This window comes from Arenicella sp. 4NH20-0111 (genome assembly GCF_040366405.1).
Taxonomy (GTDB): Bacteria; Pseudomonadota; Gammaproteobacteria; order Arenicellales; family Arenicellaceae; genus Arenicella.
Window position 1 is genome coordinate 543336 of the sequence record NZ_BAABWF010000002.1, and the last position, 24193, is coordinate 567528.

General features: G+C 47.0%; 20 protein-coding genes. 11 read left to right on the top strand and 9 right to left on the bottom strand.

Annotated elements, in window-relative coordinates:
- Nucleotides 1-321: 321 nt before the first annotated feature.
- The 5 genes from ABWW54_RS06465 to ABWW54_RS06485 form a co-directional block, all read right to left on the bottom strand.
- Entirely contained in the window at nucleotides 322-1683 is a 1362-nt protein-coding gene (locus ABWW54_RS06465) for a hypothetical protein (RefSeq protein ID WP_353411335.1), read from the bottom strand.
- 30 nt (nucleotides 1684-1713) lie between these two features.
- Entirely contained in the window at nucleotides 1714-3054 is a 1341-nt protein-coding gene (locus ABWW54_RS06470; protein WP_353411337.1) for a hypothetical protein, read from the bottom strand.
- Nucleotides 3051-4001, bottom strand: coding sequence for an ATP-binding protein (locus tag ABWW54_RS06475; protein ID WP_353411339.1), 951 nt, complete (start codon nucleotides 3999-4001; stop codon nucleotides 3051-3053). Before ABWW54_RS06475 ends, ABWW54_RS06470 begins: the two co-directional genes overlap by 4 nt.
- Nucleotides 3991-5970, bottom strand: a complete 1980-nt coding sequence (locus tag ABWW54_RS06480) for a hypothetical protein (protein WP_353411341.1) — start codon at nucleotides 5968-5970, stop codon at nucleotides 3991-3993. Before ABWW54_RS06480 ends, ABWW54_RS06475 begins: the two co-directional genes overlap by 11 nt.
- A gap of 344 nt (nucleotides 5971-6314) precedes the next feature.
- A complete protein-coding gene (locus ABWW54_RS06485; protein WP_353411343.1) occupies nucleotides 6315-6974 on the bottom strand; it encodes a hypothetical protein in 660 nt (219 codons plus the stop codon).
- Between the two features lie 429 nt (nucleotides 6975-7403).
- Between ABWW54_RS06485 and ABWW54_RS06490 the strand changes: the two genes are divergently transcribed.
- The 5 genes from ABWW54_RS06490 (at nucleotide 7404) to ABWW54_RS06510 (ending at nucleotide 15283) form a co-directional block, all read left to right on the top strand.
- Nucleotides 7404-8027, top strand: a complete 624-nt coding sequence (locus ABWW54_RS06490) for a hypothetical protein (protein ID WP_353411345.1) — start codon at nucleotides 7404-7406, stop codon at nucleotides 8025-8027.
- 504 nt (nucleotides 8028-8531) lie between these two features.
- A complete protein-coding gene (locus tag ABWW54_RS06495) occupies nucleotides 8532-8930 on the top strand; it encodes a hypothetical protein (protein WP_353411347.1) in 399 nt (132 codons plus the stop codon).
- A gap of 48 nt (nucleotides 8931-8978) precedes the next feature.
- Complete coding sequence (locus tag ABWW54_RS06500) at nucleotides 8979-10316, top strand: TolC family protein (protein ID WP_353411349.1); 1338 nt, start codon at nucleotides 8979-8981, stop codon at nucleotides 10314-10316.
- The gene (locus tag ABWW54_RS06505; RefSeq protein ID WP_353411351.1) at nucleotides 10313-12115 is read left to right on the top strand and encodes an efflux RND transporter periplasmic adaptor subunit; all 1803 of its coding nucleotides are present in this window, start codon (nucleotides 10313-10315) and stop codon (nucleotides 12113-12115) included. Before ABWW54_RS06500 ends, ABWW54_RS06505 begins: the two co-directional genes overlap by 4 nt.
- A 9-nt stretch (nucleotides 12116-12124) precedes the next feature.
- Nucleotides 12125-15283, top strand: a complete 3159-nt coding sequence (locus tag ABWW54_RS06510; RefSeq protein WP_353411353.1) for an efflux RND transporter permease subunit — start codon at nucleotides 12125-12127, stop codon at nucleotides 15281-15283.
- 94 nt (nucleotides 15284-15377) lie between these two features.
- On the opposite strand, the gene ABWW54_RS06515 is transcribed toward ABWW54_RS06510, so the two are convergent.
- The 3 genes from ABWW54_RS06515 to ABWW54_RS06525 form a co-directional block, all read right to left on the bottom strand.
- Nucleotides 15378-15785 carry a methyltransferase family protein gene (locus tag ABWW54_RS06515; protein ID WP_353411355.1) on the bottom strand — a complete coding sequence of 136 codons (408 nt, stop codon included), beginning with the start codon at nucleotides 15783-15785 and terminating at the stop codon, nucleotides 15378-15380.
- Nucleotides 15786-15969: 184 nt separating this feature from the next.
- Nucleotides 15970-16308, bottom strand: coding sequence for a DUF3703 domain-containing protein (locus ABWW54_RS06520; RefSeq protein ID WP_353411357.1), 339 nt, complete (start codon nucleotides 16306-16308; stop codon nucleotides 15970-15972).
- A gap of 116 nt (nucleotides 16309-16424) precedes the next feature.
- On the bottom strand, nucleotides 16425-17003 hold the full coding sequence (locus ABWW54_RS06525; protein ID WP_353411359.1) for a methyltransferase family protein: 579 nt from the start codon (nucleotides 17001-17003) through the stop codon (nucleotides 16425-16427).
- Nucleotides 17004-17086: 83 nt separating this feature from the next.
- Between ABWW54_RS06525 and ABWW54_RS06530 the strand changes: the two genes are divergently transcribed.
- From ABWW54_RS06530 to ABWW54_RS06540, 3 genes are read left to right on the top strand one after another with little or no spacing between them, the layout of a single operon-like run.
- Nucleotides 17087-17425, top strand: a complete 339-nt coding sequence (locus ABWW54_RS06530) for an ArsR/SmtB family transcription factor (RefSeq protein ID WP_353411361.1) — start codon at nucleotides 17087-17089, stop codon at nucleotides 17423-17425.
- Nucleotides 17425-18093, top strand: coding sequence for a cation efflux transmembrane domain-containing protein (locus tag ABWW54_RS06535; RefSeq protein WP_353411363.1), 669 nt, complete (start codon nucleotides 17425-17427; stop codon nucleotides 18091-18093). Before ABWW54_RS06530 ends, ABWW54_RS06535 begins: the two co-directional genes overlap by 1 nt.
- Before the next feature lie 28 nt (nucleotides 18094-18121).
- Nucleotides 18122-18439, top strand: a complete 318-nt coding sequence (locus tag ABWW54_RS06540; RefSeq protein WP_353411365.1) for a hypothetical protein — start codon at nucleotides 18122-18124, stop codon at nucleotides 18437-18439.
- Nucleotides 18440-18613: 174 nt separating this feature from the next.
- Here ABWW54_RS06540 and ABWW54_RS06545 read toward each other — a convergent pair whose 3' ends face one another.
- Nucleotides 18614-18760 carry a hypothetical protein gene (locus ABWW54_RS06545; RefSeq protein ID WP_353411367.1) on the bottom strand — a complete coding sequence of 49 codons (147 nt, stop codon included), beginning with the start codon at nucleotides 18758-18760 and terminating at the stop codon, nucleotides 18614-18616.
- Between ABWW54_RS06545 and ABWW54_RS06550 the strand changes: the two genes are divergently transcribed.
- Genes ABWW54_RS06550 through ABWW54_RS06560 form a run of 3 tightly spaced genes read left to right on the top strand, consistent with a single transcriptional unit; the run spans nucleotide 18759 to nucleotide 24107 of the window.
- Nucleotides 18759-20030 carry a TolC family protein gene (locus ABWW54_RS06550; RefSeq protein ID WP_353411369.1) on the top strand — a complete coding sequence of 424 codons (1272 nt, stop codon included), beginning with the start codon at nucleotides 18759-18761 and terminating at the stop codon, nucleotides 20028-20030. The genes ABWW54_RS06545 and ABWW54_RS06550 overlap by 2 nt on opposite strands.
- A 48-nt stretch (nucleotides 20031-20078) precedes the next feature.
- On the top strand, nucleotides 20079-20984 hold the full coding sequence (locus ABWW54_RS06555) for an efflux RND transporter periplasmic adaptor subunit (RefSeq protein WP_353411371.1): 906 nt from the start codon (nucleotides 20079-20081) through the stop codon (nucleotides 20982-20984).
- 9 nt (nucleotides 20985-20993) lie between these two features.
- Nucleotides 20994-24107: an efflux RND transporter permease subunit gene (locus ABWW54_RS06560; protein WP_353411373.1), complete on the top strand. Its 3114-nt coding sequence runs from the start codon at nucleotides 20994-20996 to the stop codon at nucleotides 24105-24107.
- Nucleotides 24108-24193: the final 86 nt, after the last annotated feature.

Sequence of the window (24193 nt, forward strand, 5' to 3'; positions counted from 1 at the left end):
GTAGACTACTTAATCGTTTTTCAACATCGGGTATCGAGTGGATATCTTTGATTAACTCACCGTCAACTCTGAGGCCCGCCGGATATAACGGGAAGAGGCATGGATGGATCGTATGGGAGGTCACGGTTTTGGCCTGTGAGACTTACACATAGACTTGAATTTTCTGCGGGCCATATTAAGAACTCATTTAATTGAATAAAAGTTGGTTGAGAGCAGAAACAAGCTCTGCGGCACCTATCTGTTTGCTAATTTCAATTTGCTTGATCCCGTACTCAATTTCTTCAGGTGTCAGTAAGCGTGATTTTCCTTTTGGCCTTGGCACTATATCGGCTCCCTGAACAGCGAAAGTAACTGTTCATGATCGTTCAGGTTAGCGTCTACATAAGATTTTGGAAAGATGAGGTTGATGCGCTCAGCCTGCTTAACAAAATAGAAATATGCAAAGTGGTGGTGTTCATGCGATAAATACACTCGATCCGACGGTATATAGCTCGCGTAGCTTCGCCTTAGATCAAAAGGGCGGCTCAAATAGAACTCTACTTGAGACATCATTTTCCGAAAGCACAACCACAGCTCAATTTGATAAATCAAACGTTGGGTTCGCTCCGGCACTTGATACTCCGTAGAAGATTTATAGTCATAAAGAGAGGTCACAAGACCTGGATCGCGCACGCTCACGCGCCTTGCGAATGGCGGGTGATAGCTGAACATGGATTGACTCGTATTAGTTTCTACATGGCGCTCGAACCCTTTATTCCATTGGCGCCAAGACTCACAGTACACACAGTTGAAATGTCGATGAGTTTCATTACGTGGGCATGTCCCCAACACGTGACCTGAATAGTGTTTTAATGCTTTATTGACCAATCGAAAAATTCGGTTGCGACATCGCTGAACCATCCTAAGCTCCGTATGATTAAGACAACGCAATAAAGGAGGGTTCGTTTTGACTTGTGCGTCCACTAACTTGGTGTGGCAGGCCTGAAGATCTAAGCCGAGACTATTGAGAGATCCGAGTTCTGACTTGTTGAGATCTATATGGCAAGCCAACACAGAAGGGAAGATGAGCATTCGTGCAAACTGGTTGTATTGCTCTACCTGAACATACATATTAAAGCTACGCTTTATATGCAAGCATTCAATTTTCGAGCTAAAGAACGCGGCTAGTGGATCGATCTTTAAACTAAATTTATCGATGTCAAAGCCGCCATTCTCAATGATTTTTTCTATCGGTTTACGTATGCCGCAGCAATCACACTTGCGAGCATGTACATCAATAGCGCTAGGCCAAGTTGAGCCGCAATCTGGGCATTTTTTTACGAGAGCGTCGTTATGTATCGGGCAACGTGGTAACCAAGGGTAATCAAAATAGACACAGTGATAACCTACTTGAGCACACTCTGGACAGTTACGGTGGGAATGTGAAAGACCGCCCAGCCCTATATGAGCACAGACTTCATCACCTTGCAGATAGGCCTGAAGGTATCGAACGGCTCTTAGGCCTCTTAAGTGTTGGGGCAACGGCAGCCGGTTAAGCTCAGGGTTGCTCGCGATACCTGCGGCGATGCGCTGTTCCCACCCTGAAGGGCTCAGCGACCAAGTAGCCCGATTTGCCAACCACAGCCGCATAGCGATACCAAGATCGCTTTCGGCAGGTTTAATTAATGTGAGCCCGAGATTCATTTTTTCAAAAAACTTCAAACTCTAACTTAGCTAGAACGAACGCATGATAGATAGCCAGTTTTCAAACTCGAAAAAGTAGATATCGTCGTATTCGTTTGGGTAATAGAGATGACAGTAGTCCCCCTCAATTACAAAATAGTAGTAATTAGTATAGGGAGATTGGCTGGCGCAAAGCACATCGTCTTCAATTTGTTGATCGATACCAAGACTGGAGCGCTTTGAGGGGTTTGAGTAATAAAGCTGAAGCGCAAGCCGTCTGATGCACGATTTTATATCGAGCTCATACAGTAGCCATTGAATTGAGTCGGGAACCCTAAAAAAGCGCTCTGAGCGTGTATCTCGAATCACCTGCACTAGACCCGGATCCAAGAATCGTTCTTTTCCAATTCCCGGAAGATAGTAGCTGGCAAGTGGATTGTGACGACTCGCATACTCGTAGAAAGCCGAGCTTATTTGCCAGTGACATTCGCAATCGATACATTTGAAACGTCCAGTACCCTCATCTCGCTCACAAGACCCTAACGGATGATCAACCAACTTCTGAAAGTTCTTTAAAACGGATCGAATAGCCTTTTGACGAATTTGTCCCATTTTTTTAATTTTTTCATCGCAGATGTATTCATTCCAATTTACCGCCGGTTTGAATTTAAAGCGCTTATGCTGGCAAAGTTGGATGCTGGGGTCGATAGCCTCTGGAATCCTCGGTCTACTACCTTTCTCTGAGAGGTGTGCAACCAAAACACTGGGGTACAGTAGTGTTTTAGCGAACATATCTATGCGAGGCGTCGACAAATGTCGCATGTGTATCCACTCAGGTTTTCCAATGTTGATTTCTTGTGAAAAGAACACATCAAGCTCCCTGATCACCTCGTACTCATCGGAGCCAAATAACTCGAGCCTAGTTGGGGAGCCAGACTTTCGACGAATTCCACAAGTCTCGCAAACCCTCTTATGCACATCATCGGCACTCGGCCACTGTTTATTACAGGTTGGGCAAACTATTAACAGTGGCCCCTCGTGGATAGGGCATTCTTCGATCCATGGCATATTGAAATAGATTGAATGATAGCGCGACTGGGCACAGACAAAACAATGCCTAACAGCTTTCGTCGTCTTGAGGTATCTCGGTAAGTTTGCTCGCGGCTGGTCTGGAAAGTGATGACGCTCAAATGCTTTTAAGGCATCCAGGCCTTTGGCGTCATCACCGATCCCTTTAAACTCTTTTCGATGGTTTTGTGCAATTTCCTGATCAATACGTTGATTGATGAAGACTGAATCGAAGCGCCAAGCGCCTAAATTAGCCTGCCATAACCTCCCAGCCAGCCCGAGACTACTCTCGCCGGGCTTGGCCAATGCTAAGCCGAAATTCATGCTGATACCCTCACACGCTCCGGGATAATGCGTGATCGTTTCATGCATTCAGAAATCATGATGCGCAATGCATCTTGTTCTTCCGTCCAGTAGGAACTTAAGTAGTACGTCAGTAGTGTGCGGACCGTCGAGATGAAATATTTCATCCCCCATGACCGGTGTTTATCGGCAATTTTGGAAGCGAAGTCTTTTCTATACACATCCCACATCAAATCGGTCAGAGATGCCAGCTTCCAGTCAGAGGGGGCATCTTTACTAATGAAATATTGCGTGTAAGTTGGTCCGTCTTCAGGGTATCTAAGACGATCAAATTCAGCTAAACACTTACGCAACTCAACTTTACTTCTAATACCAAAAATCTCTTTTTGATTTTCAAAGAAGCGACCGTAAATCAGTCTGTTATTCGCATCTTCCGTAACGTCGATTAGCTTTAGGGAGGGCGCGGTGTTACCAACGAAGATGATGCATAAGTTGATTTTTAACCGTCTGAAAATATCATGCAGCGACGCTAAGGCATCCAATTGCTGGGTATTGAGCCTTTGAAGCTCGTCTATTAGCAGTACAATTTGACTGCCACCAGAGATGATCAGCTTGTCGAGAAGTCGATGAATGATCAGCTCTCTGAGATCCAGCCCTTTGGCATTCACTTTAGTTTGAATATTTTCTTGGTAGCAAAAGATTTCATACATTTGCTTAATGGTGTTTTTTTCTAGCTTATCAGCCGAAAAGTAATGACAATAGGCAAGGCGGTTCTCTCTGTTATTTAAATATTCCACGATCATCAACATCGCCGTAGTTTTACCAATCCGATGTGTACCAAGTAGGCAAGTCCCACTGTCGTGGTCAAACAGCACTTCCTCGATGTGGTCGATGATCTTGTTCATCATTGGAGTTCTAATTGCCAATTCCAACGGGTTACGCATTGGGTGGACGTCTTCAATTTTCATAGTTTGCTCCGTAGCGTTGTTGTTTCATAAGTTGTTTAATTGGTGGGACAGGAATACTGGGACTTAGTAATTCGTCGTCAAATATGGTTAGATCGGGCGGTGACTCGCTGATTAAAACAACGTTGTCTTCTTTGATTTCTTCCGCCACACGTAGAAATTCGGTTTGGGCGCGGCTGGATTTCTTATTTAGAAACATGGCTCGTGCATAGGCATAAACGGGGCTGGGTCCTAAATCACCGTGTTTTCTTTGCCATCCCTGCATGTGACGCCATGTGCGCGCGGATAAGCGGCAATGTAAGTAGGCTCGTTGGGCGTATAATTTGCCAATGCGTTCTCCTTCATAGGTAAAGAGTTCAATAGACCGTATGTCCCGTTTATCTTTGCGAGCTCTAAGTTTTTTACCTGCTAATGCGCGGTCGGTCAGGTCCTTGCCGCTGTATGTAATACCCAGATGATGGATACAAGGACGCTCGTTGGTTTTCTTGTTCACGTAGACCGTAACTGGGACATCTTCAAAGAAGAAATCACGGGGCGTATAACGCAGATTGTGTGAGATTCTCAGAGGCTGATTGGTGGCGTAGCGCTCTAGGCGCTGCAGCGGCGTCTCACCTAAGTTGTGCCACTTTGGCGTGCAGTTGTATTGAGTGATCCATACGTCAATAAGCTCTTGTGCAACTTGAATACTGACCTCAGGCGCATCTTTATAATACTTAGCAGCCTCACGCACGGGGTCTTGTGAATGAGAACCAGTGGTGCTCGGTAGAAGGTGTGTTAAGCCGTTAATGAAATGAAATATGTGCTCAATGAAGTTACGATTAAGCGGTTGGTAGCCCTCGGCATAGCGAAGTAGCGCCCCCGCACCACATATTCGATCGCCGACAGCCTTGGCCATATTTGCTTTTGCGTTATCCATGGAAATAATATTCAGACCAATCATGTTCATGAACGGAATGACCGAGCTTGGATAATCACCGCCTGGGAAGTGTGCCAAATTTTTGGTGTGTTGAATCTCTCGTTTTTGCTGACAATAGATATTGTCGATCACTTGCAGAACATCCTCATGCGAGGGATCGCGCGTCAACGCTAGGTGCCACGACAATATGCAACGTGATTTAACGTCGTAAGCCACTAACAAACAAACTCGGCTCAATCGTGTGTCTGTGACATTGCCTTCGAATTCAGTTGTTAGTCGCGTGAACAGATCGGTGACTTGCCAGTCAATCTGAATTTCAGCCAAAGGCACCTGAGCAAAGTCCGGTGGCGCGATCCCTTCGACACTCTTACGTTTGTCTGAGTTTTCCTTGTTAACTTGGTCTTTTAACTTAATGAAATACCGTCGAAATGTTTGATACCCCTTGCTTGGCGAGCTAAACGGCCAAGTGTCCTGAGGCCAATTAAGTTCCCTGAGAATAGTAAGTGCTATCTCCCTAAACGACAATGGCGTTAGGTTTAGTGCATATCTTTTGCGTTCAACAAACGCTTTAACGAGTTCATAGAGTTCTTGTTTGAATTCTGGATGTTTCTTAAAGACAACCGCGAGTGAGTATTTGTCATTACGCCGTTTTGTTTTCGTGCTGAGTGCAATGTTTCTCTTGGGCTTCATCAATCGCTTGCCAGGCACGAGCGCTCGAGCCAAAAAAAAGTTACCAAACTCGTCCATGGTGAAAGCTCGCTGCATCAGATAAGACACAAAACTAGGCGCTACGTCATACTTCGCAGCAACCACTGATCCAACACCTCCATCTAGCATCTCAGAGGTGATATCAAGATTCCGGCGTGCCGCAGGCCGCACCTTTATCGGTAGAGACTCAACAACGAGCTGCCAATACCTTTTGTCTCTGTATTGAGGGTTCTCAGCAAGTACACGTTTCCAATTTACAGCCATCTTAACGCCGAGTAGGTGGATTTTCACGATGGGGCAAGAGATGCACACTCCAGTTTGAAATTCTCTGAGAATAAGTATCGACATCAACGGTCATCGAGATTCGTGCCAGGCCTATGCATCGAGTGCTTTTCTTCGTAGAAAGCATATTTGGAATACAAACTTCACTGGTGTAGTGAGAACGTTTAATATTTCTATTCAAAACACTGTTCTTCTGATTCATATTCTCTCTCTCGGGCAATGAGATATATTCAACGTCTGATTTTTATAAGACGTTTTAAGCGTTGAATGAAAGAACCTCAGTTGTTTTTGAGCCGGATACTTGCTCTTCGATGACCTGATCGGGTAAGTGTATGCAGAATCGTATTCCGCGCCGTCAACATACAAGGAGTGGTTACTAGAAAAGTTAGGGGAGGCAAGACAGTGCCAGGCTAGTCGCATAGCCGAACCTCCGTATCCGCGCTTAAAATAGAGTGATCAAGCGATAAATGTACTTTGCCTATGTTGGCGAGGCGAAAGAGTGCGATTTCCAGCTGACAATTTTCAACGCGGCTTTGCATGTCAATGATGTCACCAACAGCTACAGAGGAGGCCGCACTTAGGCGGTCCAGAACCTCCTCAGTCGCGGTCACTGTGTTGATGTCTGTTGAGGTGATTAGTGTTCGACTGATCGTTAGCCAATTACGAGCGAAGGTCTCTCGTTCGCGAATGCTCTCGTTAGTTATGTGTTTGAATTCGTAGAGTGTTGATTTCAGAAACTCTCGGATAAGAGACGATTTTTCTTCGAAATCAATGAAGTCTTTCTCGCTTTTGAGTTCAGCAATGATTCGGCGGCCCCGTTTTTTGTAGTATATGTCTGACGTGTACCTCTCAGTCCCTAGATAAAACCGGTGAGATTGAGGTACAAATGAACGCACTTCGGGATCGCCCTCTAAAACTCCCCAAAAAAGCATTTCTACTGGACAGTGGGACACTGCAATCTCATCGGGGAACTTGGAGCAACGGCTTAAATAGCAGTCGACTTTCACCTTAAATCCAAGTCGAGTAGGGTGCTGAAATGGGGAATCAAGGTTTGAGCAGCGGACTTTCATACGACTTTTTCTTCAAATTCACATCGTGTTGAATTCTGTCTGAGTGCTTCAAGTGCAGGGCATCGAACTTTCTTCTCAGTATGACTAGTGAAAGCTTCCTTCTTTAAAAACGATTGTAGGCAATGGTTGTGGTCATTTTTATCCACATATGTTGAGCCGATATTTTTACCAACAAGATGGAGTTCTAAACACTTATTCATCTCAGGCTCCTTTGCTATTAAACGTAGAAGTGGGCCGCCAAAGTCTAATATTTTGAAGCGTTGTGAATTGAGCCTGAATCTTGTGGTGACATTTAACAATCTTAAGGAGCATGCCAATAAGATACATTAACCCGCAATCATGCGTTACAATTACGCAATATTGCGTTTATATAACGCAATTATGATTAAAGACGATATTTTAGATGTATTTTTAGTGTAAAAAATTATAGTGTATGTAATTACACACACAGCAAACAGCAACGTTCCAGTGACCGAAGAAAGCGCGAACTACGCGAAATCGGTAACTCTTAGAAATAAAGCGATCCGCAAGCCGTCGGACATTCAGCAGTACTCAAAACTGAGTAAAAACGAATACGACAACTGCGTTCGTGTCCTTAATAAGAGTATTCCGAAACGAAAGAAAAGTAAGGAGTCGGGATATAACATATATACCGAGGGAGACCTGTTGGCTTTCATATGCCTCCGTTATCTTATTTTTGTAAAGCGACTGAGCCTTAGTCTTCTTAGTCAAATAGAGTCGTCTATTTCTGAGTTATTTGAAATCTGCCAACATGACTTTGAACAGCTTCGCAGCTGGAAGCTGATCTTCCACTCGCCGAACCCTAAAAGCTTGAAGTGGATGAAGCTCAGTCGATCAAGTCTCGTCGACCCAGAAATAGAGGAAATAGACCCCGATGAATTATTCGTGGTCGAGCTTGGGAAAATGGTTGATAAGTACGAGAGAGCGGTTGACAACACGCCGAAAACACCAAAAATCCATCAAAAAGTCGAAGATATAGAGTTGTCTCGATTGGCGAAGAAATTAGATGAAAGCAGGACTAGTAATGGTTAATACTCTGAGCTAGTACTAATAAGCGGGTTATTATTGCATATAGCAAAGAGCGGGATTAATTGAAAATAGTAATGGGCATCTTCTTTGCTGCACCCAAGTAAACACTTTGATGGACGAACATTAATAGATCGCATGCTCGATGGCGGCATAGAAGACTCAGCGACAGTTCGCAGCTACCTTGATGACCACGTACTTAGACACCAAAATCCTGGATTTTTCTAGGTTCGGTCCAAAGGCATTTCCGAGGATTTGTCTTAACCCATGCTGTCTTTGTGTAACAAGGCGTCAAGTTCTTCCATCACATCAATCTGCGTTATCCGATTTTGCAGCAAAAACAAAATCCGCCTGATGGCGTTTCCAAAAATCAGTCTTATCAATAGCGACGTTACGCACCACTGCTGACGAAAGTTGTCCTATTATTGAGGGTATCAAGCAAACGTAATAATGCTGCTTTTGAAAAAATGTTTGACCTAGAGTTGGGTCTAAGTAGTATGCTACATATATATGAGCGCTCTCTCCAAAATATTCGCAGTACTTTCGATTGTTTGCTATTTAGCAACGTCGTCAATTGCGTCTGCTCATGCTTTCCCTATGAAAAGCAATATGGGTGGCTCGGATCGAATCACCTCGATGATGAAAATGGACAGCGCTGAAGACGAGGGTGATGATTTTAAAGATCAACAGCCTACGACTATGATGACTTGCCATCAGAGCGCCAACACTTCCCCGGATACCGCCAATGCATCCGGACTTTGCAAAATTTTTTGTTCCGCCATTGGCCATGCTTTTCTTTCATCAGAAACAGCAGTCGTTGTTTCGATATATCATCCCACATCTCCTAATACTGAAATTAGCAGCCTAACCACCCGACAACTCACGGTCGAACACCAGCCTCCAAAATAGCTTCCTGACACCTATTCGTTTTTCATAACAATTTGTCAGGAGGGTCCGATGACCACCCCAATTAGTTTGTCGAGTGCGCACTGGGTATTGTGTTCAATATTCGGTGTTAGCTCAAAAGTCACTTCCCATATACTTATCCAGTGCAATTTGTGCAGGTTAACTCGTGTCTGCCAATTTAGTAAATCGTTGCTAAAAGTGTCCGTTTTATTTTCAATTTTAGTATTCAGTCCGCCGTCGCAAGCGCAAAGTTTTGAGGATCTAGAAGAATTGTTATTGACTCATCCTCAATTACAATCGAAGAGCTATCAAGCTGAGAGCCACAAGGAGCGCTCAGACGCTGCCATGGGATTACCAGATCCAACTGTGTCCTTGGGCGTTAATAATTTCCCAATTTTCGATCCGTCTTTTAGCGAGTTCTTACCAACCAATAAGGCGATTGGATTCACGCAACGATTTCCAAATCGTGCCAGTAGGAAAGCTCGATCAGAGAGTGAACTGGCTAAGGCGAACCAATCCGATGAGATGCGTGAGCAACTATATGCTGCCATGCGCGCAGAATTGATCGCCTTATTGCATGAAAGTAATCGTATCGACAAACAAACGATGCTGGCAATGCAGCGCGATGCCAAATATGACCAACTTATTGAGGTTGTAGAATCCGAAGTCGGCGGTGGCCGTTCGCCCGTTTTTCGTTTGGCAGAAATTGAAGCCGAGCGGGCTGAAGTAGCGCGAGTATTGCTTGATCTGGAGGCACAGAAGATACAAGTCAATTCTCGACTGATCTATTTGGTTGGTAGCGTTCCTGAAACGAGTCCTCCTGTTCAACGTGTTGAAATTTGGTCTGGTGATGCGATGGATTTTTATGCGAGCAGGGTTGCTGATGCAACACTCAAAATCAGTGATAGCGCTATTGATGAAGCCAAATCAGCATGGAAACCAGAATGGAGTACACAACTGGTTTACCAACAACGAGAAGCAGGCAGTAACTTTGCAGGAGATGACTGGGTATCAGCAATGGTAACGGTGACTGTGCCTTTCTGGGCAAAGCGGAAACAAGCTCCCAACCTTCGAGCTGCCGAGGCAAATAAAGCCGCAGCAAAAGAGGCACTCAGTAATGCGAGGCGTCAAGCATCGGCGCAGTATGCGTACTCCAATGCAACTCTTGCGGCGGCCAATAAGGCCAGGGCAGTTCTCGAGCAAAAAATAGACGCTATCAGCAATGAAATACTCGCTCAACGGGCAAATTATGAGTCCGGAGCAGGTGACTACGCGCCGATCATTGATGGCGAAATTGCCATATTGAAACTCAGAGCTGAAATCGCGGCTGAAGAAGCCCGTGGCGCGGTAGCCGCAGCACAAATGAACGCACTGTTGGTGACACCATGAATATTAAAAACTTAGTCAGCGCACTTATCATTGCGCTATTAGTTAGCGCCTGTAGTGATTCTTCGACGCCTAGCAACGCTGATATTGATCTGGAATCAAACGATCAAGTGGCGCAATACACATGCCCGATGCACCCGCACTATATTTCGACTGACCCAGATGGTTCTTGCCCTATCTGTGGGATGGACTTGGTGCCAGTGAAGAACAATGCTAACGCCGATACAGGTATAAAAACGAACAGTGACATTACCGTATCATCACCCATGCTTCAAACCATGGGAGTACGCACGTCCAAGGCCGAAGTCATTGAGTTTGGCCGCACCCTCCGAGCGTTTGGCACAGTTGAAGCCGATGAACGTCTGGAAAACGTCAGCGTGTCTCGCCTTGAAGGGTGGATAGAAGACCTCAACGTTCGTGCAGAGGGCGACACTGTGGTTGACGGAGACCTGTTATATCGTATTTACAGTCCAGATTTAATTGCTGCGCAGCGAGATTATGTAGGCGCATTAGGTTCAGGCAATGCGAGACGGATTGAATCAGTCAAACAGCGATTGCTCTCAACTGGTATGCAGGAGCAAGCGTTACAACAACTGACGCAACGCAAAACTGTGATTGATAAAGTGCCTGTATACGCTGAAACCAACGGAGTAGTCTCCGAGCTCAATGTCAGAGATGGTGACTATGTTAAGCCAGGAACCGCTATTTTGAGATTGCAGTCTTACAGCAAGGTTTGGGTAATCGCCAGCATTCCAGAGACAGACTTATCGCTGATAGATTTTGGTATTACCGCAAAACTGCGATTTCCTAGCGCGCCAGAAGCGACATTGAATGCCAAAGTAGATTATATCTACCCAACCGTAGATCCAAAGACGCGAACGGGTAGGGTGCGCATTGAAGTTAATAATGACAGTGGTGATTTGTTACCTGGTGCCTACGCCGATATTACCTTAGGTTTTTCCAAGCAGAAGCGGCTATCAATTGTCAGTGAGGCAATACTGCGGGACAGTCGCGGAGATCATGTCATTTTAGCGCTGGGTGACGGGCGATTTGATACGCGTATCGTGACCTCAGGGATCTCTGCTGAAGGGCGGACCGAAATTTTAGCGGGTTTACAAGAGGGTGATCTCGTTGTTTCTAGCGGCCAATTTATGCTCGACAGTGAGGTTAACCTCCGTGAAGGGCTCTCGAAGTTATCCTCTGCTTCGCCAAAGCCGGTTCAAGCACCATCTGCAGTAATGGACATGATAGCTAGTGCATCTAAAACACTTCTGTCGGAAATAAACCCGGATGCTAATTCGCTTGCTCAAATAAATCATCTTGTTGATATGGCGCTGTATTTTCATGCAAGTTTGATCGGCAACAAAGCGATAGACCCGAAGCAGGTTGATCCCGCCATTAAGGCCGCCGACGTTTTAGCGGAACGCTATGCTGGTACAGAACTTGTTCCAATTTTGCGTGATAGTAAAACTGCTTTGATCGCTGCACAGTCGAGTCCTAATAATGAGACGCTCGAGAATCACTTGAATAACTTGGTAACTGCTCTGAAGCCTTGGTTGCTCAACGGTGCACCGCAGCACTATTCAGAAGCGGGGTTACTTTTTTTTCGGGAATTGAATACTGGAAGGCTATGGCTGCAAATTAAAGAGCCGGTTAAAAATCCATACGGGAATGACGAGTCAGAAATTTTGGCTTGGCCAGCGCCTATAACTGGCTCTAATGCTGAAAAGCCGCACATGCACTCGACAGTGCCAAACGAATCGGGTGAGTTAGAGTCTGACCCTCACGCGGCTCATCGCTAGGTTCATGTTATGAATGATAACAACAGAGAACTACATTCTAACGCGAGCAAAGACCCATCGCGATCATCAATAGCTAGATTGATTGCGTGGTCAATGGCGAACCAGCTTATTGTGCTGATTCTAAGTGCGGCACTCGGTATTTCAGGTTGGATGGCTCTACAAAATACGCCACTCGACGCGGTTCCAGACTTGACCGATACACAAGTAATTATCCGCACCGACTTTCCCGGTCAGAGTCCACAGATTGTGGAAGACCTGGTGACGTATCCCTTATCCACCACCTTGCTTGGCTTGCCGAAGACCAAGGATGTGCGTGGCTCATCCATGTTCGGCACCAGCTTTGTCTACGTCATATTTGAAGACGATGTGGATCTCTACTGGGCACGATCACGAGTGCTTGAAGCGCTTTCTAGCCTAGGCTCCCAACTACCCGATGGCGCGGTGCCAAAGCTTGGCCCCGATGCCACCGGAGTCGGTTGGGTCTACCAGTACGCCTTAGTCGACAAAAGTGGCTCTACCGATCTCGCTCAACTACGCTCATTGCAGGATTGGTTTTTAAAGCTGGAGCTTGCGGGAGTTGATGGTGTATCTGAAGTGGCTTCGGTTGGCGGATTCGTCCGCGAGTATCAGGTATTAATAGACCCTAATTTATTGCGTTCTTTCGACATCCCATTGCGTCGCGTCACGGAAGCTGTGACCGCGGCATCAAGTGAAGTTGGTGGTCGAGTTTTGGAGCAAGGTGAAACTGAATACGTAATCCGATCATCTGGTTATGTTGATGACAAACTCGATCTTGAACAAGTTGTTCTTACGGCCAGTGATGGAACTCCAGTGTTGCTGTCGTCGGTTGCGCGCATAGTCGAAGGCCCTGCACTTAGACGAGGTATAGTTGAACTCAATGGTGAAGGCGAGACGGTGGCGGGTATTGTCATCATGCGAGACGGCGAGAATGCCCTTTATGTTATTGGCCGAGTTAAGGCAAAGCTTGCTGAGTTGCAAAAGGGGCTGCCGACAGGTGTCGAAATTGTCACGGTCTATGATCGCGCGCCGCTAATCGAAGGAGCGGTGCGTTATCTCAAAGAAAAGCTATTTGAAGAAAGCTTAGTCGTTGCACTGATTATTCTAATTTTTCTTCTGCATGCGCGTTCGTCTCTGGTGGCGCTGATCACTTTGCCGCTTGGTGTGCTAGGAGCGTTTCTTGTGATGTCGTATCAAGGCATTACGGCAAATATTATGAGCTTAGCCGGAATCGCGATCGCCATTGGAGCGATGGTTGATGCGTCCATCGTTCTGGTTGAAAACGCCACTCGGCGACTGGCTGACCTAGCACCAAATCCGAATAAGGAGGTTAGATACCAAGCCATTTTGGCATCCGCCCAAGAAGTTGGCCCTGGCATTTTCTTTTCACTGCTAATCATTACGGTGTCCTTTTTACCTGTATTTGCTTTAACCGGTGAGAGCTACCGCTTATTCAGTCCGTTGGCGTTTACCAAGACTTATGCAATGGCGTTCGCAGCCATTCTCTCGATCACCCTTGTACCAGTGTTAATGCTGAGTCTGATGCGAGGCAAGTTTCGTCGCGAAGATGCTAACCCTCTAAACCGATTCTTTGTGCGTCTTTATCGGCCGGCGCTTTCAATTTCATTGCGCTTTAAATGGCACACTATAGCCGCGGCGTTACTGCTGACAATCAGCGTCGCCATACCCGTTAAGTATCTAGGTTCTGAATTCATGCCAGCGCTGTATGAAGGTGAGCTACTGTACATGCCAACTACCTTGCCGGGCGTCTCTTCCACCAAGATGCGAGAAGTTCTGAGTCAGACTAACAAGGTGATAATGTCAGTGCCTGAAGTAGAAAGGGCCTTTGGTAAGGCAGGCAGGGCGGACACAGCAACTGACCCAGCGCCGCTGACAATGATTGAAACCTGGATCAAGTTAAAGCCCAAAGAAACATGGAATGCGGGTGTCACGGTAGATGACATCGTTGATCGGCTGAATCAAAAACTGCAAATTCCTGGCCTCGTAAATTCATGGGGATACCCGATAAAAATTCGTATGGACATGGTGTCTACGGGTGTCAGGACACCAATAGGCATCAAAGTAACGGGAGACAGTCTTCTTGAAATAGAACGGGTTTCACGACGGGTCGAAGAAGTGGTAACGGGGGTAGCGGGAACTCGCTCTGCGTTTGCTGATCGCGTGCTGGGTGGAAAATATTTGGAGATTAAACCAGATCGAGCCGAGCTTGCGAGACGCAACATCGATATGAGCGTGTTTCAAACTGTGATTCAAACCGCGCTGGGCGGAATGAAGTTATCTCAATCGGTGGAAGGGCGAGAACGCTACAATATTATTTTGCGCTACGACCGCCAATTTCGTGAAACACCCGAAGACCTGTACCGTATTTTGGTGCCTACGCCTTCGGGGGCACATATCCCTCTTGGTGAACTCGCCAGTATTGCGTTCAGTGAAGGACCGCCAATGATTCGTTCGGAGAACGCTCGACTGACGGGTTGGGTCTTTGTCGATATTGCCGAACGCGACCTCGGTGGCTATGTCAATGAAGCGCGACAGGTGGTAGCGAACTCAGTCGATTTGCCTCCGGGCTTTGCTATTGAATTTGCTGGACAATATCAACAAATGGAGCAAGCCGGTGAGAGACTAAAGATTGCCATTCCATCCGCGATAGCGCTGATTTTTCTATTGTTGATGCTGCATTTTGGGAGATTAGATCGGACCATTATTATCATGCTGTCATTGCCGTTTGGCTTGATTGGAGGGCTTTGGCTGGTTTGGCTGGCGGGGTACAACTTATCAGTAGCGGTCGCGGTTGGGTTTATCGCATTGGGCGGCATCGCGATAGAAACTGCCATCATCATGCTGCTGTACATTGATGCTCAGGTAAGAGAGGTTACTCCGCAAACCCGTGAGCAACTGCGAGACGCAATCAGTCACGGTGCCGTAATGCGTGTTCGCCCGAAGCTTATGACAGTCTTAACTATTTTGGTCGGGCTAGCGCCGGTCTTTCTAAGTGATGGCTTGGGTGCTGACATCATGCGTCGGATCGCGTTACCGATGATCGGCGGTATGGTATCAACTTTGATGTTGACACTCTTCGTGATTCCAACCGTCTACTATCTTTGGATTGGGCGGCAGTTTGATCGATGATTCTTGCATGCAGCTGTCCTTGCGTACTACTAAGGACTCCGTGAATCGATTAGCCGCGCAATCCCTAAGCCTATGTCGAAGCAGTGTACTCGTGTTATAGCAATCGATACCGATTCGTGCTTTCCAGATAGGTATCGAACTGATCACCGTGCAGTCTTCTCAAATAAGGTTCTTCGATTTTTCGCACGATAACTTCAATGCAACACCAACAAATCACCGCGCAAAGCCAGAGTAGGGGGTGCGGAAATAGGCCACATAACCCGATCCAAAAAAGCAGTATGCCAAAGTAAATAGGGTTTCTTGATCGTGCATAAAGACCACTTGTTTTAAACGCCGTAGTCTCAGTTTGGTCAACGCCTATCCGCCATGAATCCCCCATCTGATGCTGTGACACCACGGTGATCACCACGCCAGTTACGCCCAGTGTGAAAAACAACCACTCTAGGGTGTTAGAAAATCTGGTAATCGGTGTGACATGGCTCAGCTCTCCAAGTGTTATCAAGACCAAGGCACTGGCAAACGACAATATAAAGAGGGTACCAGAAAGAATTTCGACTAACGGTGCATCTAATGACGCTGCTCTGAGGCCGAAGTCGCCAGTTCAAAATCGTTGCATCGCAGCTCGCAGAAAGGGGGCGCTTACGGTACGAGGCGAAAAGTTGCTCTAAGGTAAACCTGTAAGTAGTTTATTCATCGAAATGTAATTTTAGATCGCTTGGTACAGTCATTGATTTGAAAGGACTAACATTGGCTCCACCAGTGTTCCCAATTGGAATCCAGCCGACTAATGAACCAGCTGATCCTAAAATACGTAATAGTTGTCCTACTATCTCCCTACTATTTCTTTGCCTTAGGCCTACCCTAAGCATCCAATAGTGACTCAATACGTGCGGTAAGTAATAGCTTTGACCAAGGACATGGGCTCTTTCAAGGTGTTTAAAGCATCGTGAATAATCTCTGCTCTCAAAGAGGCGCTTCGCTAATTGCATTTCTTGTTTGAAAGCAGATTCCAATTTAGGTGTCATAATTATGTTCTCTCATTTATCTAAAACAATTTAGAGGGGTTGCCTTACTGGTTAGATAGTTGCTTTAAACCCCTTTTGCCCTCTATCTATCTTCTAAAGCTAACCGTATAAATAGCTCAAATCAGCGAATATCGTTTCGTTCTTTTCGCGTACTGTGTAAATGCATCTCCATGAATCCTCACGAGATAAGGCTCCTCGATTTTACGGACGATCAATTCAATGCAAATCCAGCAAACTGCGGCTGAAGCGAGCAGAATTGGTTGAACAAAGGTTCCACACAGCCCCATCCAAAAAAGCAGTATTCCGAAGTAAATTGGGTTTCTCGATCGTGCGTATAGTCCATTGGTTTTCAAATCCGTGGTCTCTTGTTGGTCCACACCGATCCTCCAGGAATCACCCATCTGGTTCTGCGAAATAACGGCCGTTGTGATACCGATTAGTCCCACCGCAAAAAAGAGCCATCGAATCAGATTCGGTAAGACCACAATAGGCGAAAGCATTTCAAGGAAGGCAAGCGCAGAAATCACCAGAGCAACGCAAAAGGAAAGGACAAAGATCGTCCCAGGAAAGATTTCCATAAGTGGCGCATTGAGTGACGCCGCTCTAAGACCCAAATCATTGGTTCGATACCATTGCACAGCGATGCGCAGAAACACGGCAAAAACGAGAAATAACAAGATAAGAAGTAACGCCATTGTAAAAACCTCACACAACAATATTGACTGGACGAATCCATTATGCAAACATATGAATATGTATTCAAGTGTGTATTTGTAAAATGACCAATAAAACTAAAACCTCAACTAATAGCCTTATTTCCGAAGAGCTTGTTCCTCAGCTTGCTGACTTATTTAGCATGATGGGAGACACCAGCCGTCTTAGGATCATATTGAGTTGTCTTCATGAGCCGATCAGTGTGAGTCATATCGCAGATCAGCTCGAACTCTCTCAATCATTAGTGAGTCATCACTTACGACTCCTTAAAGCTGCCCGCATGGTTCGTGCTGAGCGGCGGGGAAAGCAAGTATTTTACGTAGCAGCTGATCAACATGTTCAGTGTGTAATAGAAGATATGGCTGCACACGTATCAGAGCCACATGGTGTGGAGGACGAATAATGGTCGCATGTAATGACTGCTCTGTAGCCACAAAGGATCAGAGTCAAAATCCTGTTTTTCGAAAAGTCCTTTGGATCGCCTTATTGGTTAATTTACTCATGTTCTTTGTCGAGATCATCGCGAGTCACGTTGGTGATTCGATGTCTCTACAGGCAGACGCACTTGATTTTTTTGGTGATGCGGCAAACTATGCTATCAGCCTATTTGTGCTGGGAATGGCACTCCACTTGCGAGCGCGAGCCTCCGTGGTTAAAGGTTTGACGATGGGATTATTCGGCCTTTGGGTAATCGGGGCCGCATTGTATCGAGTATTTATCGGGAGTGAGCCCGAGCCCATGATTATGGGGTCGATCGCACTCATGGCGTTGGTTGCCAATATGTCCGTGGCCGTAATGTTGTATCGATTCCGAGATGGCGATTCGAACATGCAATCCATCTGGCTTTGCAGTCGGAATGATGCGATCGGTAACGTGGCTGTACTGATCGCAGCCGTTGGTGTAACGGCGACTGCTTCACGTTGGCCAGACTTGGTTGTGGCCATGATAATCGCCTCGTTGAGCTTAAGTGCGGCTTACACAATTTTAAAGCTCGCGTTTCAAGAAATGCGGGTTACGTCTGAAGAGCCGGCTATTTCGCAGATTGACGATTCTTGTAAAACCACACCTTAATTTCATAAACTTGCGTTATACTAAAATCATGAGTCGAACTACCGTCACTTATTTAATTACCACTTTATTGCTGCTGATGAATATTCAAGCGGCCATGAGTGACGTGGGCGAGCTATTCCACCAAGATTCGGGCTTAGAAATTACTCTAAGCGCTGACACGGCTGCGCACACGGATGATGCGCATGACGATACGCACTGCCAACACTGTTGCCACACTCATGCTAGCAACCTCTCGGCAGATAACTCTCCCAATACTCAGTTTTGTTCGATTGAAACTCATTTCTATCACCAGATCGGTAAAAGTGGCCCAGCATCGGGGCCTCCAACACCCCCTCCCAACGCCTAGCGCATTTTCCTTTATGTCACGGCGCGTGCGCTTCTAAACCTCGTTAATGGTTCTGATCGCATTTGTCGTTCGCATAATTTATGGAAGATGACCCGTCGGCGAATTAGCTTTGCATAGCCTGCGTTTAAACGCGTCAATTTCACGTAATTAGAGCGTAGACGTGCACTGACTAAATCAGTCACTCCACGTTTCGGGTTGAACTGACACGCCGAGAAACATAAACGCGCTCATCCTCCATAAATTGAAAATATCCATAGGATCATTGGCCGAATCGACCATATACGTCGATCGGACTCGTTCCAATCTGTTAGGAAAATTCATGTTAGTCACTAATTTAAACGGAGTGAGACCGATTAGTTTGAGTCTCGTATTACTAATGGCCTGTGCCTCCGTGTTTAGCGGTGCGGCGCAGGCATCTGAGAATTTAAACCTCAATCAAGCACTGCGGCTCACTCTCGAGAACAACCCCGAGCTGTATCAATTTAAATTCACTGAGGTGATCTTAAAGGCTCAAAGACAAACCAGTTCGTTACGTCCAGGCTTAGAGCTCGGTGCCGAGATTGAAAATATCGCAGGATCAGGAGTGAACGAAGGACTCGATTCAGCAGAAACGACCGTGGCGCTATCATCCGTCATTGAGTTGGGCGGTAAACGCCAAGCACGACTCGCACTCGCCGACTCGCGCTTTGATCAGTACACATGGCAGCGTCAAGCGGCAACGTTGGATGTGCTCGGCGCGTTGACGACGTCGTTTATCGAGGGGCTATTGACGCAAGCGAATGTTGAGCTTGCTGAAGAGTCTCTCGTTTTATCTCAGTCTCTGCTCAAAACCGTTAAATCCAAGGCGGCGAAGGGCGCTACTTCTGAGGCCGAGGTGATGCGAGCTAGAGCGTCTCTGGTTCGTGCGGAGATTCGACTTGATTCACAGCGGAATCAACTTGAACGCCAAAAAATGATGTTAGCCCAGTTTTGGGGAGAGGCAGAGGCTTCGTTCGAACGGTTAGATGGGGATTTATTTGACTATGAACAAGCTGGAAGTTTTGACCAGCTGTACGATCGCGTCAAAACATCTCCAGCCATGGAAGTGTTTGCCAGCGAGACCCGAATGCAAGAGGCGAAGGTCGCCTTGGCGCGTTCGAAAGGGCGCAGTGATCTGAATTGGCAAGTCGGCGTAAGGCGCTTTGAGGAATCAAATGATACAGGGTTTGTCGTTGGTTTTTCATTGCCGCTTTTTGCGGGCAAACGCAATCAAGGTGATTTGGATGCAGCACTTGCAGCGCGCGATTCAGCGCAGTCGGCTAGAAAGTTCGCATTACTTCGTTTGCGCGGCGATTTGTTCCAGGCCTATTCGCTGAGAAATCAAAACATTGAGGCAGTGCGAAAAATTAAGGACACCGCCATCCCTGCACTTACAAGTGCACTTGAGTTGACCCGTCGTGCGTATGAAAACGGCCGTTATCGATACGTTGAGCTTGTAGCGGCTCAAGAAGAGCTTTTGGCAGCCAAGCAGTCGTTGATCGACACCGCGTCGACCGCGTTAATCAGTCAGGCACTCATCGAGAAATTAACAGGCCAAGCACTGAACCAATAACCTAATTTCCGAGATTGATGAATGTTATCAACTCGAGGACCAAACATCATGAAACAGATAGTCATTCTTATTACTACCATTGTTACGCTGGGTGCTATGCCTGCGTATTCCGCAGGTGATCATTCGACCAAGGAGCACAAAGAAAGTCAGGAAAATTTTAGCCGTATCGAAGCCGACATGGCGCAACAGCTATGGATTGTAACCTCAGCAGCAGCATCGCAAACACTTGAGCAATCAATTCCACTCTACGGGTCGCTTATCTCCGGTCCAGAACAAATCAGTCATGTTCGAGCTCGATTTGAAGGCTTGATTAAATCCGTAGCCGTGACCATTGGAGATCGCGTCAAAACAGGAGATTTACTCGCCGAGGTGGAATCGAATGACAGCCTCAAGGTCTATAGGATTCGTGCCCCCATATCAGGTCGAATTATGCAAAGGCACGCGAATACGGGCGAATTTACCCAAGATCAAGTGCTCTTTTCAATCGCAAATTTAGATACGCTTTGGGCTGAACTGCGAGTCTTCCCATCGCGTCAATCCTCCGTTCGCGAAGGACAAGCAGTGCGCATTTTGGATAGAGAGAACCGCATCGATGCCAAGATTGATCATGTTGTTCCGTCGCTGGATACCCCGTATCAGCTGGCACGTATCAAACTGAAGAATACCGACCAAACACTGGTTCCAGGTTTGATGGTGCAAGCACACATTGTTACTGGTCAACTTTCCGCTGACTTAGCGGTGAGTAGAAACGCGATTCAAGAAATTGAAGGTCGGCAAGGTGTCTTTGTTAAAGATGGAGAAACATACTCGTTTACACCCCTGGTACTGGGTAGGCAAGACGATGCGTTTGTTGAGGTCCTTGCGGGTCTTGCCGAGGGAAGTGAGTATGTCAGCGATAACAGTTATTTACTTAAAGCTGATTTGGAAAAATCCGAAGCTGAACACGATCACTAGGGGCGCACAATGATTAACGCAATCTTGCGCCTCGCGATCGAGCGACGCGCGCTGTTTTTATGCAGCATATTCCTCATCGTTGGTGTCGGTATCTGGAGCTATCAAAAGCTACCGATTGACGCCGTGCCAGATATCACCAACGTTCAAGTCCAAATCAACACCTCTGCGCCCGGCTATTCACCGCTTGAGGCAGAACAGCGGATCACATACCCCGTTGAGACAGCCCTTGCGGGATTACCCAAGCTTTCGTATACAAGATCGTTGTCGCGCTATGGATTGTCTCAAGTCACAGTCGTGTTTGAAGAGGGCACCGACATCTATTTTGCGCGTAATCTCATCAACGCTAAATTAGGATCAATTAAGAGCGCATTACCGCCAGGTCTAGAGCCGGAAATGGGACCAATCTCAACGGGTTTAGGCGAGATATTCATGTATACCGTGCAGGCCGAACCTGACGCACGAATGTCTAATGGTGAACCTTACACCGCTACCGCACTTCGAGAAATACAAGACTGGATCGTCAAACCTCAGCTCGCTCAGGTCAAAGGTGTTGTCGAGGTTAATAGCATCGGCGGATACAATAAGCAGTACCACGTCACTCCAGATCTAACAAAACTCCTCTACCACCAGGTGAGTCTTGAGGATGTGGTTCAAGCACTGCAAACCAATAACGACAATCGCGGGGCAGGGTATATCGAGCGAAATGGTCAACAGCTCTTAGTCCGATCACCGGGGCAACTCGCGACGCTTGATGATATTGCTAGCGTTATCATCACTGAGAAGAATTCCGTACCAGTTATGGTCAAGGACGTGGCGGACATTGCCATAGGCAAAGAGCTTCGCACGGGTGCTGCGACGCGAGATGGTGTCGAAACAGTGCTTGGCACGGCAATGATGCTGATCGGCGAGAATTCTCGCCAGGTGGCACAAGATGTAGCGGCGAAGCTCGACGACATTCAAGCGTCGATACCAAAAGGCGTCGTCCTGGAGGCTGTTTACGATCGCACTGCGCTGGTTGATAAGGCAATTGCGACTGTAACGAAAAATCTTTTAGAGGGCGCACTTTTAGTGGTCGTGGTGTTGTTTTTACTGCTCGGGAATCTTCGTGCAGCGTTAATCACCGCCGCGGTTATTCCACTGTCGATGCTGATGACCATCACAGGGATGGTCAGAACAGGAGTTTCCGCCAACCTAATGAGCCTCGGCGCGCTCGACTTCGGCTTGATCGTTGATGGCGCAGTGATCATCGTTGAAAACGCGGTGCGGCGGCTCAGCGAGGCGCAACATCAGCAGGGCAGACAAAACTTACGCGAGCGATTAGAGACCGTTTTTGAAGCAACGTCTGAGGTCATCAAACCCAGTTTATTCGGCGTCGCGATTATCACGATTGTCTATATTCCGATCTTCAGTTTGACAGGTGTTGAGGGCAAGATGTTTCATCCGATGGCCGCTACTGTCGTTATGGCATTGCTATCTGCCATGGTTTTATCCTTGACGGTGGTGCCTGCTGCGGTAGCAGTTTTTATGAATGGCGAAATCAGCGAAAAGGAAAGCGTCATCATCGTGAAGTCTAAGCAGATTTATGAGCCGGTGCTAAGACTAGCGATGAAGTTTCGACTAGCCGTTGTCGGTGGTGCGAGTGCGCTGGTTATTTTCAGTGTCTGGTTAGCGTCAACGCTGGGCTCTGAATTCGTTCCGCAACTGAACGAGGGCGATATCGCACTGCACGCGATGCGTATTCCGGGCACAGGCCTTGAGCAGGCAGTCGAAATGCAGGCCATCTTGGAGCAGAGAATCAAATCGTTTCCGGAGGTCGATAAGGTGTTTGCTCGCATCGGCACCGCTGAGGTCGCGACCGACCCTATGCCACCAAATGTGGCAGACAATTTTGTTATTTTGAAGCCTCGTAGCGAATGGCCGAATCCATCCAAAACGAAGGCTGAACTTGTAGAAGAAATGGAGGGCTCACTAGAAGAGCTTCCTGGAAACAACTACGAGTTCACGCAGCCGATTCAAATGCGGTTTAACGAACTCATTTCAGGCGTGCGTGCTGATCTTGGAATCAAGGTTTTCGGCGATGACCTTGATCAATTAGTCGTGACAGCGAACGATGTACTTTCGATCGTCAACTCTATTAAAGGTGCAGCTGACGCGAGAGTCGAGCAGGTAACGGGGCTTCCAACCCTGTCAATCATACCTAAGCGAACGGCCTTAGGCCGTTACGGTCTGAATGTGTCTGAGTTGCAAGACTGGGTGGCGGCTGCGATTGGAGGTGAGTCTGCGGGCATTCTTTATGAGGGTGATCGGCGCTTTGAACTTGTCATCCGTTTACCTGAAACGGTAAGACGAGATGTCGAGGGTTTGAAATACTTACCGGTACCTTTACCGAATGGCGATTATGTACCGCTTGAAGAAGTAGCCACACTCGACATTGCGCCAGCACCCGCACAAATCAGTCGCGAAAATGGCAAACGTCGCGTAGTGGTGACTGCCAATGTACGCGGTCGCGATCTGGGCAGTTTCGTAGACGAAGTAAAAATAGCGGTACGAGAGCAGGGCAATATACCGCCGGGGTACTGGTTGGACTATGGCGGAACCTTCGAACAATTGGAATCGGCCAGCCAACGCCTAACAGTTGTAGTGCCTCTTACGTTGCTCGTTATTCTTGGAATCCTGGTAATCGCATTCTCTTCTGTCAAAGACGCATTGATCATTTTTAGCGGCGTGCCATTAGCACTGACCGGCGGCATTTTGTTTCTCTACCTGCGCGGGATGCCATTGTCGATCTCAGCAGGAGTCGGATTTATTGCGTTGTCCGGTGTGGCGGTGTTAAATGGACTAGTCATGCTCTCTTTTATTCGCCAGCTCTGGCAAGAAACGGGCGAGTTGACTAAATCAATCATCGATGGCGCCATGGTTCGATTGAGACCGGTTCTGATGACAGCGCTCGTGGCCAGTCTTGGTTTTATACCAATGGCGCTCAACACTGGAACTGGTGCCGAAGTTCAGCGTCCGCTCGCTACCGTGGTGATAGGCGGTATTATTTCGTCGACGATATTGACTCTATTGGTATTGCCCGTTCTCTATGAGTGGGTTCACCGTCATGAGAGCCAGGTGCAATAATACTGGTTTGTGATTCTTGTGCACTGGGAATCTGAAATTCTAGTGCGCAAAAATCGCGTGGACTTTTAGAGATTTAGTGACGTTAT